We start from the raw sequence: 12,581 nt of genomic DNA on the forward strand, positions 1-12,581 counted from the left end.
TTGCTACAAAATATGATGGATTCCATAAATGTCCACCCCAAAGCTTAGTTTTGATTTCTGGATGTGTAAGAAACAGCCATCTTGCAGTATTGCCTTTGAATACTTTAATTGCATCTGAAATCCTGCATTGAGGCTTACATTCTATAAGCAGATGTATATGGTCAGGCATTGTTTCCAGAGCAAGGATTTTAATGCCTAAATCTTCGGCTGTACGGTAAAGATGTTCTTTAACATCTGACTCTATATTGCCAATAATGACCTTCTTACGATACTTGGTACACCATACTATATGGTACTGCAAGCAGTATACATACCCTCTACCATGCGTTACATCTGAATTCATTGTGAATATTCTATCTTTATCCATGTCTATATAATACCATACGTAATTAGCAGAGTCAAGAAAAGGCGGCTAACTCATGACTAAAGTCACGAGTTAGCCGCCAATGTTATCAATATAATCCTCTATAAAAAATTAGTCCAATTTTTTCCAATCTGTAAAATACATCCTCTAAAGAATAATGCTCTCTATACATTTATTAATAACCATTTCAACATCAGTTCCAATTATGTCCAGCCCTACCGCTTGAATTTTCTCGCACTCCTTAATTCCGTAAAAATTCTGTGCAAGTGCTTTTATATAACCATATCCATACTCATCCGGAACAAATGTTCCTCCAGCTGTCATGACATAATAGAGTTTTTTCGCACTGCAAAGAGATTTAGGTTGCCCTTCATTGGTGTACTCAAATGTTATACCCATAACATTAATATGCTCAATGTACTGCTTTAATAAAGCCGGAAATGATAAATCGTAGTAAGGAGCTGCCATTACGATAATATCTGCATTCGCAAAGTTTTTGGCAAAATTAAAATAGTCATCTGAAAAATCTCCTCTTTTTATGCAATCATCTCTGTATTTAAGAAATTCTTCATCAGTTTTAGGGAAAAAGACATTTTCCAGTTTAACTTCAAGTATTTCACCACTAAGCTTTTCGAGAAGCTTGTCAGCAATTTTCTTTGTTCTAGAATTCTCTTTAACGCATGCATTTACAAATAGAATCATCATTTAGCCTCCTTTGAATAATAATAGTTCAAATAAAACTACAAAAACAATTATCCTCTGCAAAACTTTCCTTTAAACTTGTATTTCATAACTGTTCTAGTAAATTGCGTGCTATTACATATTCTTTTTGGCTCTTACCAATAGAAAATCCGGTTTGTGGAAAAGGTCATCCTGATTTGGAAACTTTTGTAATATATCGTCAGTTGGAGTAGGCTCAATCAACTTCTCAACTATGAATCCATTTTCTGTAAGCGTATTAATTATAGTCGAAAACATGCGGTGATACTTCTTTATTCCTTCCACAAACCATTCAGACTCACGCTCACCTTCCACTGCATAATTAGCAAAGTTAACATATAGTTTTTTACCATTCTCATCTTTTGTCCAACGAGGAATGTCACCGCAATATGTAGTATTAATCGGATTTTCCTGTGAAAAAACAAAGCTTCCGCCTTCATTTAATTTTTCATAAATCTTTTTTACTACACCGTCAAAATCTTCAACATAGTGGAAAGCAAGAGAGCTAATTACAACATCAAACTTTCCTTCAACTTTTTCAACATCTTCAATTGGAAGATGAAGATAGGTAATTGCAGGATTGGAATTTTCTTTTCTTGCAACTTCAAGCATCTTCTCTGAAATATCAATCCCAACCACCTTTAAAGCACCCTTTTCAACAAATTTTGCGCAATGCTCACCAAAGCCGCATCCAAGATCAAGGATACTCTTATTCTCAAGATTAGGAAGTAACGAAAATAACGCTGGTATTTCAAATAAATCATTTGCATTACCTTCCTTATCTCTTATTGTCTTGTACCCCTCAAAAAAAGTCTCATTGTCAAAAATATTCTGCTTAGCCATTTCCCATCGTTCCTTCCTATATGTGTTTTTTTCTTTCAAATACCAGCAAAAAGGACATAGTCTCCCTCTACTATTATGGCTGCTGCCCTGTATCTGAACCATTTGTTATCATTGGTAAATCCGCAGTTGTATTCTTTTTCCATCTTCAAACTCCTGTTATTTTAATAATTTATATAACTTTTCTATTGTCATTTTAATAGTTGTTTTAAATGTAAAATGATCCACTACACCTGTCCCACGCAGTTTCATAGCTACTTATAAGGTCTGTTCCCTCTTCAAGAGCTGTAAGTTCTTTCTCACATATCTCTGTAGCCTCAGTTATATACTCATCCGCCATTTCTCTGGTAAAAAAGAAAACATCACCATTAGGAGTTTTGTTAAAATACTCTTCCAAAGATTCCATTAAGCTATTGACATCAAATATGCAAATTTCATTAATAAACTCTTTTTCAAATTGTGATGGTACTTTAAGAGTGTTATTGAGCTGATACTTTTCAATAACATAGTGGTTAATAATGGAATAATCATTGTGAAGCCTTTCAATATTACCAGGAATTAAAGGATTCCAATGATACTTGTCGTAGACAAAATGCCTGTAGCAAACATCTTGAACAAGATGAAGGTAATACCCAAGATACAGGTCATCTTCCTTCATTAGATTTCCATATTTTGATCTAAAAAACTCAAAATCGTAAGCCTTTTTATTGCTTCCACAAAAACTTATCTTCAAATGTCCTACTTGTTTTGCTCCAGCATCAGGCAGGACTGCCCCAAACTTAAGCCTGCTTTCATCTTTAAAAGTAAACTTCTTAGTAAGTTCATTAATTACTGCTAAATGCATGATACTAGATGCCATATTATACGATCCTTTTTTCCATACTCCATCACCCAAGCTCAATAGTTCCTTATATCATAACACAAAAAAGGCTCTAACCATCACTGATTTGAGCCTTTTTTAAGCAGTATTATCAAATAAAAATTTAATTTTCTTTTTCTTACTGAGCCTGATTATAGACAGAATAAAATAACTGAGACATTACTTCTTCTGAAAAATTACAAGATCCCATAAGTATATATATCTCTTTGATTGAATAACCTTGATAAGCTAAGTTTACATATATTTGCATAGCCTTCGACCTTTCAGTTTTAGTCTTCCCAAACAAATCAGCTATGATATCTGCTGGATGATCCTGCTTAATGCTCTCTTGTACATACTTAAGTGAAGGTTTATATCCGTATTCCTGACCAGCTTTAACATCTTCTCTTATCTCATATACATAATGTTGACAAGCTTTTTCAACTGTTGAGTATGGATCATCATCATCATTTATTTCTCTACCTAAATCAATAACATATGATGATGCTGGTTCATCAGAAAAAATGCCCTGTCCAAAATAATTAAATCCAATGAAATACCCTATCCCTTCAATATATGTATCTCTAGTAATAGTATCTGGTACATCATATCGAAAATGTGTCTTTGCCTCTGCCTCGCTAGAAAACATAAAGATACTTCCCAAAACAATTGCTATAGTCATTACTACAGTATTCATTCTCAATTTCATTTTCTATTAACTCCTATTTCACTTTTTTTATGTGAAAAAACTAAAAAAGCCTTCAGCAAAGCTGAGGGCTAACAAAACCATGTATTCGAGTAAATAACTATCAGCAACTGACTGCCATTTTAAAGGCTCTAGAGTTTTGCGTCTTCCGCTTTCACGAAATTTGCTATTTTTAGTTTTAGCGACTTACAAAGAGTATCACATTTCAATAACTATTTCAACCACCATTATTTCGATTTTATATTTCTTAAGTAATTTCTGTCGGATTCATCCACTTTGGTTCTATAGCTTAACAGGCATATTACAAAAGAAAGACATGTACTTACTAAATAATAAGCACATGCCTAAATAAGAAAAAAATCTATTTTAAAATCTTCAATTTTTGGAAAACTTCTTTACAAAGAAACCAAATACATTACGCACCAAAGGTCCTGCGAAGAATATCTGCCAGCAAAGAGCCATAGGAAAGTTCATGGCAGTAGTCTGAAGCCATACTGCCACTAATTCTTTTCCTGCATCTTTGAAAAGAAATGTTGCCGTAAGGCTCATTAACGGACACATAAGGCAAACTGACATTGCAGAAATAGATAGAATTATCATGATCATTGAATCTTTTCTGGGGGTTACAAATCTAAACGCAAGCTTTTGTGCAAGCTTTCCTACAAATAACAGTTCTAGCGCTATTGCAATAGGCCACATAATCAGCATTTCCTTAAATGCTGCTAGAAATACAAAATTCTGCATTCCACCTACATTAAGAGCGATATTGTAGCAAATCATTGCATAGACCATGACAAATGCCATAAAAATGGTGAAAATAACATCCTGAAACTTATTCTGTGGTAACACGTAAAATCTCCTTTCAAAAACAGGGAAGACTTAAGCGTGTTGTTCGTTATCACTTTATGTGAGTGTGCGTTTCCAATATTACCTACTTTAGCGTCTTCTTTATTACATTCAACAGTTTGTGATTATATCAGAAAACGCTTCTTTATGTAATACCCTTTTTCAAAAGAAATAAGCTGATCATATTGACTCTTCCTATCTACTCACTAGTTTCACCTATTCTCCACTATACATTTCACAAAAATGACAACTGCAGTAAGAAGCATTGTAACGCATAACGCAAAACTTAACGGGCCTAGAAGAAATGTCTTTTTAAATCCGTAAAAACAAGTGTATAGCAAGGAATATACTCCAGTCTGCAGTGTATATAAAGTCACCAAATATGCTGAATCACGATATATAAGAGCCTCTTTAGAAGGCTTTGGTTTTACCGGAAGACTCCACAATGATAACGGGAATAAATGCGTCGCTGCTACCATAATAAGAATAGTTGGTAAAAGGATTAGTGGCATGATAAGCACGGCACCTATAGAACCGTAGCGATCAACATTTCCCGCAAAATCAAAATGAACTGGAATCTGTTCTTTAATAGTAAAAGTCATAACAATCGCTATTACAACAGAAGCGACACTGCAAATTACTCCAATGATTTCCTGAATCAAATGAAATATAGTTAAAAATGGTCTCATACCTTGTTCCCCTCGAATTTACAAACAGTTTAATCAAGTAACAATATCCGTTTTCAAAGGATATTATTTTCATAAGAACAATAAAAAACTTACTAGCCCTAAATTTGTCGTTAGAGAAATTTAGGGTTGCTTACTTTAATACCATTCTCAAATTATATATCACTTTTTCTTGATAATCCATCGAAGTTTTGTTGAATGTGCTCTAGGATTTCTGAAGCACTCTTCTTTTGAAGGTCTTATAACATCCTTACTACATTCAAATTCTCCGGTTTTAGAATATGATTTGAAAGCCTTCTTGACCATTCTATCTTCTCCAGAGTGGAAGGTGAGAATTACTGCTCTTCCTCCATCTGCAAGAACCTCTGGAAGCTTTTCCAAAAAATCGTATAAAACTTCAAATTCACTGTTAACATCAATTCTCAATGCCTGAAAAACTCTTGCACAGGATTTCTTTGCAAATTCTTTCTGCTCTTTTTCAGGGAGATTTTTTATGTCTTTTTGATTGCACACTACATTATAAATCAGCTCTCTAAGCGCTGTAGTTGTATCAATTATCTGACCTTTTTTCTGAATACGGACAATTTCAGTTGCAATTTTGTCAGCATATGGCTCATCAGAGTTCTCAACGAACATTCCAATCAATTCTTCTTTAGTTAGATTTTTTAATCTTTCAGATGCTGGTTCTCCCTGTTCTGGATTCATTCTAAGATCTAATGGTCCATCAATTTTGTAAGAAAAACCTCTCTTTGGATCATCTATCTGCATCGATGAAACTCCAAGGTCTGCCAAGAGAAAATCAAATTTTCCATATTCCAGGGCAACTTTATCTATATTTCTAAAATTTGTATGTATTGCTGTGAAAAGATTTTCACCAAAACCTCTTTGAGCAATTCTCTCTTTTGTTTTCTCTATTTCAATAGGATCTATATCAAGGGCATACAAATGACCTTTTCCTTTTAATTTTTCCAGCATTTTAGTAGAATGCCCGCCATATCCAAGTGTACAGTCCAATCCTTTTTCTCCTGGTTTTATAGCTAGTTTTTCCAAAATTTCATCGACCATAATAGGAATGTGCATTCCAGCAGGGGTACTTCCTTTAGATATAACCTTATTAATTGTATCTGCGTATTTTAAAGGGTTCTGTTCCTTATATTTTTCACTGAATTTTTTGGGGTATTTACCACTATAATGCGGTCTTCTCTGATGCTTTTTTTCTTCCATATCTTTGAATCATCCTACTCTTTTAATATTTTTTGTTGCGATAACATCAACTCCTGTATCTGCAACGTTGTTTATTATAACATCTCCTATATTTTTAGGGGCATTTACTACTGTATCATTTATCTTTTCCATCACTTCCATAATCTTGTCTTTAGGAATATCAGATTTTGTTTTCACTGATAGACGTGGTTTATTACCGTTTTTTATTACCACTGTGCTTGTGACTATTCTTGTGGGATTAGTTACTTCTTTTCTGGCATATACATCCCCATTTGCGCAATTATTTCCTGAAACTTTCTGGACTATTCCATCTTGTATTTTAACTGTCAGTAAACATCCCATTGGGCATCCAATACATGTAAGCTCTTTTATATCCACAAAAAGCTCCTTTCTAAATATATTGCATAACTATTCAGACTCTATTTTTAAAGTAATATTTTTTAAATCAGTCTTTTGACAAAGCATTTCTTTAGTTACTACAACCTGTTCCATTTCGCCTGGTGAAAGAATTCTTTTTTTGTTATGAATAACTCTTTCATTATCTAAATAAACGCTTACAAATGAGTTTTTATAAACATTTCCAACTCGAAAACGTAGATTAATAAATTTATTAACGTGCAAGCTTCTTATCTTTGAAGGCACTGTATAACGAACCCCTTCTTCTGCTTTTACATTTATAATGGTATCTGTTCTTAAATCACCCAAACTTTCACTATCAGTTAAATTAGTCCTATTGACTATTACATTTGACAAATTTTCATTTACATCATCTCTTGTTTCCTTAGATTTTAATACATACAAAGCTGCGCTTTCTCCGGCTTTTCCGGCTTCTTCCGAAACAAAATCCACCAAATCATGAACATGAAGCACATTTCCACAGGCAAAGATTCCGCTTATACTGGTTTCAAGACTTTCATTAACAATCGGACCATTTGTAACAGAGCTTATTTCTATTCCGGCATTTTTGGATAACTCATTTTCTGGGATAAGTCCAACTGATAGCAGTAAAGTATCACAAGTATATCGTTTTTCTGTTCCCTGTATAACTTTCCTGTTGGAATCTACCTCAGCAATTGTAACCGCTTCTATATGGTCTTTTCCTTCAATATCTACAACAGTATGTGAAAGCTTAAGAGGAATTTGATAATCATCAAGACATTGAACAATATTTCGTTTTAATCCGCCTGAATATGGCATTACTTCTGCCACAACTTTGACTTTTGCACCTTCTAAAGTCATTCTCCTTGCCATAATAAGCCCTATGTCGCCAGAACCCAAAATAACAACTTCTTTCCCCGGAAGATACCCTTCAATATTTACAAGTCTTTGAGCAGTTCCAGCAGAAAAAATACCGGCAGGTCGATATCCTGGTATATTCAAAGCTCCTCTTGGTCTTTCTCTGCATCCCATAGCCAGAATAACAGCGCCTGCTCTAATCTGAAACATTCCCTCTGTTTTGTTCATGGCTGTAACAATTCTGTTTGGAGAAATATCCAAAACCATGGTATCTAACCTGTATTCAATATCTTTATCTATTATTTGCTCTATAAATCTAGAAGCATATTCAGGTCCTGTAAGTTCTTCTTTAAAAGTATGTAGCCCAAATCCGTTATGTATACACTGATTTAGAATCCCTCCAAGTTCTGAATCTCTTTCCAGAATTAAAATAGAGTCTATCCCTGCTTTTTTAGCAGAAAGTCCTGCTGAAAGTCCTGCTGGACCTCCTCCTATAATTACAATATCGTACTTTTGCATTTTTCACTCCTTTTATCTGCAGCTTAATGCAAACGCTTAGTCCCAGGCACTTTTTATATTTTTTGAGAAAAAAACTTATACTTTATTGTTACTTATATTTGATAAATGAGTTTTGCTGGCTTGTAATATTTCATGAGCAGAACTGTATATAAACGTTGGTACTTAGGTTCTGTATTTTAGAACCTTATGTACCATTACGTTTATAATCAAGCGAAAGCGTGTCTGCGACGAAATATACAAACAGCAAAACAGATTACATAAAACTATAAAGTATACTTTTATTTCTTGGTTTTTTCAAGTACAATATGTGACTTTCCGCCACATTTAGTAATTTCTTCCATTGGAATATCAAGTTCTCTGCTTATTATCTCCATAACTTTAGGACTACAGAACCCCGCCTGACATCGTCCCATTCCAGCTCTTGTTCTTCTCTTTACTCCATCAAGAGAACGGGCTCCAAGTGGTCTATTAATTGCATCTAGTATTTCTCCCTCCGAAACAGACTCACATCTGCATACGATATTTCCATATGAAGGATTATTTTTTATGAGTTTATTGCGTTCATTTATTGATAGATTATTGGGATTTAATATACCTTTTCTTTTGGATTTCCAGTTATCTTTTAAAACTGGATGTTCTTTACTTACAAGAATTTCACGAACCATTACCCCGATTGCAGGACTGGCGGTAAGACCTGGAGACTCAATTCCTACACAATCTATAAAACATGGGGCATCAGGAACTTCTCGTATGATAAAATCGTGATTGGCTTCGCAGGCTCTTAATCCTGCAAAACTGGTAATGACATTTTTGGATACTTGAAGGTTTTTAACACTTATTTCAGATTTATGAATAAGCTCATTAATTCCTTCCATAGTAGTTGCTGTAGATTCCTTGTCTTCAATATCAATTGCAGTAGGTCCTACAATCAGATTCCCATGTACTGTAGGCGATACCAAAACACCCTTACCATATTTTGTAGGAAGCTGAAATATAGTATGAGTAACATGATGCCCCATTTCTTTATCTAAAAGGCAGTAATCTCCTCGTCTAGGTGTAATATGAATTTTATTTTCAGAAACCATGTTGTGAAATACATCTGCGTATACACCTGCAGCATTTACAATATATTTTGCTCTATAATCACCATTATTCGTGATTATTTGATAAAAATCTTCACACTTTGATATTTTTAAGACTTTAGTATTAAAGTAAAAACTTACTTCATTCTCATATGCATTCTCTGCCATAGCGATATTCAAAATAAACGGGCAGACTATTCCGCCCGTTGGAGCAAGTAATGCTCCCTCAACATTATCTGAAAGATTAGGTTCTAACTTAAGTGCTTCGTCTCTTGACAAAAGCTTAAGCTTCTTAACTTTATTCGCAATGCCTCTTTCATATAATTCCTGAAGACCTTTTAATCCAACTTTATTAATGCACACTACCATAGAACCATTTCGTTTAAAAGGAATGTCTAAATCTTCAGACAAATCATCCATCATTTCGTTGCCCAAAACATTCAATTTAGCCATAAGTGATCCCGGCTTTGCATCAAAACCAGCATGAATTATTGCACTGTTCGCTTTGCTGGTTCCACAGCAAACGTCTTCTTCTTTTTCCAGAACGCATATATTAAGCTTGTATTTCGATAGTTCTCTTGCTATAGCACAACCGCTTACTCCTGCTCCAATTATAACTACGTCATACAACATACCAGTTCTCCTTATTATTCAGCCCATCCGAAAGTAGCTTTAACTGCCTGATTCCAACCTTTAAGTTCCCTGCATCTTTCTTCCTCTGACATATTAGGCAAAAACTCTTTATCTATTTTTCTGTTCTTTTTGATATCATCAATATCTTTCCAAAACTTGGCTGCAAGACCAGCTAGATATGCTGCTCCCATTGCTGTAGTTTCAACGCACTCTGGACGATGAACCGGTGCATTAATAATATCTGATTGAAACTGCATCAAAAAATTGTTCATGCACGCACCACCATCAACTTTCAAGGAAGAAAGATGAATTCCTGAGTCCAGTTCCATTGCATGCAGAACATCGTTTGTCTGAAAAGCCAAAGACTCAAGTGTGGCTCTTATTATATGATACTTATTAACTCCTCTTGTAAGTCCTGTTATTATTCCTCTTGCAAAAGGATCCCAATAAGGTGCTCCTAACCCAGTAAACGCAGGAACAACATAACACCCATTTGTATCTTCGACCTGAGTTGCAAAGTATTCAGAATCCGGAGATTTATCTATTATTCTAAGTTCATCTCTTAGCCACTGAATTGCTGCTCCCGCCGAATATACCGACCCCTCCAGGGCATACGTAACCTTTCCATCAATTCCCCATGCTATTGTAGAAAGTAAGCCATTTTGTGAAAAAATAGGCTTATCTCCTGTATTCATGAGCATAAAGCATCCTGTTCCATATGTGTTCTTAGCATCGCCTTTGTCAAAACACATTTGGCCAAACAAAGCAGCCTGTTGGTCGCCTGCTGCCCCTGCAATTGCAATAGGTCCGCCAAAAAACTCAGCATCACTTTCTCCATATACATAACTTGATGGCTTTACCTCTGGTAAAATTTGCATCGGAATATCAAGTATTTCGCAGAGTTCTTCATCCCATTTTAAGGTATTAATATTAAAAAGAAGCGTTCTAGACGCATTAGAATAATCTGTTACATGAACTTTCCCCTTAGTAAGCTTATAAATAAGCCATGAATCAACAGTTCCAAAACAGATTTCTCCCTTATTAGCCTTTTCTCTTACGCCTTCAACATTATCCAAAATCCACTTTATTTTAGTTCCTGAAAAGTAAGGATCAAGTATTAATCCTGTTTTTTCGCGAAACGTCTCAATTAATTCATTGTCTTCTTTAAGCCTTTCAGTAAACTTAGAGGTTCTACGACACTGCCAGACTATAGCTCTTGATACAGGCTGACCTGTAACCCTGTCCCATAAAATAGTTGTTTCACGTTGGTTGGTAATACCAATCGCAGTAATATCCTTATAGGTAGCACCAACTTCCTGCATAGCTTTACGAGCAACACTAAGCTGTGTCTGCCAAATTTCACTTGCATCATGTTCAACCCAGCCAGCTCGCGGAAAATACTGTGTAAATTCCTTTTGTACTTTACTGCAAACCTCTCCATTTTCATTGAACAAAATACATCTGCTACTGGTCGTTCCGGCATCAAATGACATAATATACTTTCCCATAATTCCCCTTTTTTCCTTCAAAAAACATTTAATTATTTTTCAATACTCTCAGCACATTATCAACAGACTGAACACTACCATTGGTAAGAAGGACGTTAAGTGCAGTGTTCAAAATTGACTGATCGATATCATATACTATAAAAATCATAGGTACAGTACCACCGCTATTATCCCCTGCTCTTTGCATCATAGTCTTAATGCCTATTCCGTATACACCAAGAGTAGATGTAATCTGACCTAAAACACCCGGATGATCTTCAGCATGTACTCTTATGTAATACTGATGCGATCCTTCACCTGCAAATTCTAAATCAGCATCGTATCTTAAATGAGGAAGCAAGTCATAGGCCGCATCTTTTTCGATTTTTCTGGCAACACTTACTACATCACCTATTACAGCACTTCCTGTTGGAAGTGGTCCTGCGCCTCTACCATAGAACATGAGATTATCCACTGCGTTTCCTGTTATATAAACTGCATTAAATTCATTATTTACATTAGCAAGTGGATGATTCTCTGGAACCAGTGATGGCTCAACATTACAAGTAACCTTCCCATTACTATTATGTGCTGACGCAAGAAGCTTTATTTTATATCCAAATTCTTTGGCAAAAGAAATATCTTCACTGGTTACAGAAGTAATTCCCTTTGTAGGAATATTCTCTGGCTTTATACCTATTCCAAATAAAAGCGAAATAAGAATTGATAGTTTATTAGCAGCATCAATTCCCTCAACATCTGCTGTTGGATCTGCTTCTGCAAAACCTTTCTTCTGAGCATCTATTAAAACATCTTCATAGGGAGTTCCATTTTCAGTCATTTTGGTCAAAATATAATTTGTTGTTCCATTTAAAATACCCTGAACCTGACTAAACTCGTTTGAAATAAGCGCACTTGAAATCGCATTCAGAATAGGAATTCCTCCTGCAACGCTCGCTTCAAATCTGAGCATAAGCTGAGAATTATATGCAAGTTCCTGAAGATATTTACCATTTGCTGCTATAGCTGCCTTATTAGCTGTAACTACGTGTTTCCCATGCTTTAAAGCCTCGGCCATATATGTAGTTGCAGGCTCAATTCCTCCTATAAGTTCAACGACTATATCAATATCAGGATCTTCAACTATATCTTTTATATCAGATACATACTTTTCCTTAGGAATATCTATTCCTCTATCCTTTTCAGGATGTCTATTAAGAATCTTTACAATATCAAGAGACATTCCTGTTGACTGTTCAATTTTTGCTCGGCTCATTTCCAAAGTTCTATATGTTCCGACACCAATATTTCCTATACCAAGCATTCCGATATTAATTTTTTTCATTTTACCCTTCAATCCAGCGAAATAGTCGCTTATA

General features: G+C 35.0%; 13 protein-coding genes and 1 riboswitch. All 13 genes read right to left on the bottom strand.

The genetic code is table 11. From position 1 onward, the window contains the following. Positions 1-367: IS200/IS605 family transposase (gene tnpA, locus G634_RS0106100; RefSeq protein WP_051233722.1), on the bottom strand; the 367-nt coding region annotated here is incomplete at its 3' end. A 144-nt stretch (positions 368-511) separates the two neighbouring features. Further along, complete coding sequence (locus G634_RS0106105) at positions 512-1,069, bottom strand: NAD(P)H-dependent oxidoreductase (protein ID WP_026504543.1); 558 nt, start codon at positions 1,067-1,069, stop codon at positions 512-514. A gap of 111 nt (positions 1,070-1,180) precedes the next feature. Then, positions 1,181-1,927, bottom strand: a complete 747-nt coding sequence (locus G634_RS0106110) for a class I SAM-dependent methyltransferase (protein WP_026504544.1) — start codon at positions 1,925-1,927, stop codon at positions 1,181-1,183. 205 nt (positions 1,928-2,132) lie between these two features. Beyond that, positions 2,133-2,783, bottom strand: a complete 651-nt coding sequence (locus G634_RS0106120) for a hypothetical protein (protein WP_155830522.1) — start codon at positions 2,781-2,783, stop codon at positions 2,133-2,135. Positions 2,784-2,922: 139 nt separating this feature from the next. Further along, entirely contained in the window at positions 2,923-3,492 is a 570-nt protein-coding gene (locus G634_RS0106125; RefSeq protein ID WP_026504546.1) for a hypothetical protein, read from the bottom strand. A 99-nt stretch (positions 3,493-3,591) separates the two neighbouring features. Further along, a riboswitch (cyclic di-GMP riboswitch) is annotated at positions 3,592-3,667 on the bottom strand. A 197-nt stretch (positions 3,668-3,864) separates the two neighbouring features. Beyond that, positions 3,865-4,293, bottom strand: a complete 429-nt coding sequence (locus G634_RS0106130) for a DUF2798 domain-containing protein (RefSeq protein ID WP_081676521.1) — start codon at positions 4,291-4,293, stop codon at positions 3,865-3,867. 254 nt (positions 4,294-4,547) lie between these two features. Next, a complete protein-coding gene (locus G634_RS0106135) occupies positions 4,548-5,024 on the bottom strand; it encodes a DUF1648 domain-containing protein (RefSeq protein WP_026504548.1) in 477 nt (158 codons plus the stop codon). Positions 5,025-5,183: 159 nt separating this feature from the next. After that, complete coding sequence (gene rsmH / locus G634_RS0106140; RefSeq protein WP_026504549.1) at positions 5,184-6,245, bottom strand: 16S rRNA (cytosine(1402)-N(4))-methyltransferase RsmH; 1,062 nt, start codon at positions 6,243-6,245, stop codon at positions 5,184-5,186. A gap of 9 nt (positions 6,246-6,254) precedes the next feature. After that, complete coding sequence (locus G634_RS0106145; protein WP_026504550.1) at positions 6,255-6,623, bottom strand: DUF1667 domain-containing protein; 369 nt, start codon at positions 6,621-6,623, stop codon at positions 6,255-6,257. 30 nt (positions 6,624-6,653) lie between these two features. Further along, entirely contained in the window at positions 6,654-8,000 is a 1,347-nt protein-coding gene (locus tag G634_RS0106150) for an NAD(P)/FAD-dependent oxidoreductase (protein WP_026504551.1), read from the bottom strand. Between the two features lie 278 nt (positions 8,001-8,278). Continuing rightward, on the bottom strand, positions 8,279-9,712 hold the full coding sequence (locus G634_RS0106155; RefSeq protein ID WP_026504552.1) for an NAD(P)/FAD-dependent oxidoreductase: 1,434 nt from the start codon (positions 9,710-9,712) through the stop codon (positions 8,279-8,281). Between the two features lie 17 nt (positions 9,713-9,729). After that, complete coding sequence (glpK, locus tag G634_RS0106160) at positions 9,730-11,223, bottom strand: glycerol kinase GlpK (protein ID WP_026504553.1); 1,494 nt, start codon at positions 11,221-11,223, stop codon at positions 9,730-9,732. Between the two features lie 28 nt (positions 11,224-11,251). Beyond that, entirely contained in the window at positions 11,252-12,547 is a 1,296-nt protein-coding gene (locus G634_RS0106165; protein WP_026504554.1) for a homoserine dehydrogenase, read from the bottom strand. Between the last annotated feature and the right edge of the window lie 34 nt (positions 12,548-12,581).

Origin of the sequence: Butyrivibrio sp. NC3005 (assembly GCF_000424545.1) — a bacterium.
In the GTDB taxonomy this organism is placed as follows: Bacteria; Bacillota; Clostridia; order Lachnospirales; family Lachnospiraceae; genus Butyrivibrio.

Coding starts and splice junctions, on each gene's coding strand:
- G634_RS0106105 (WP_026504543.1), bottom strand. CDS start 1,069: ATGATGATTCTATTTGTAAATGCATGCGTTAAAGAGAATTCTAGAACA.
- glpK (WP_026504553.1), bottom strand. CDS start 11,223: ATGGGAAAGTATATTATGTCATTTGATGCCGGAACGACCAGTAGCAGA.
- G634_RS0106130 (WP_081676521.1), bottom strand. CDS start 4,293: ATGGCATTTGTCATGGTCTATGCAATGATTTGCTACAATATCGCTCTT.
- G634_RS0106150 (WP_026504551.1), bottom strand. CDS start 8,000: ATGCAAAAGTACGATATTGTAATTATAGGAGGAGGTCCAGCAGGACTT.
- G634_RS0106165 (WP_026504554.1), bottom strand. CDS start 12,547: ATGAAAAAAATTAATATCGGAATGCTTGGTATAGGAAATATTGGTGTC.
- G634_RS0106135 (WP_026504548.1), bottom strand. CDS start 5,024: ATGAGACCATTTTTAACTATATTTCATTTGATTCAGGAAATCATTGGA.
- rsmH (WP_026504549.1), bottom strand. CDS start 6,245: ATGGAAGAAAAAAAGCATCAGAGAAGACCGCATTATAGTGGTAAATAC.
- G634_RS0106125 (WP_026504546.1), bottom strand. CDS start 3,492: ATGAAATTGAGAATGAATACTGTAGTAATGACTATAGCAATTGTTTTG.
- G634_RS0106110 (WP_026504544.1), bottom strand. CDS start 1,927: ATGGCTAAGCAGAATATTTTTGACAATGAGACTTTTTTTGAGGGGTAC.
- G634_RS0106120 (WP_155830522.1), bottom strand. CDS start 2,783: ATGGCATCTAGTATCATGCATTTAGCAGTAATTAATGAACTTACTAAG.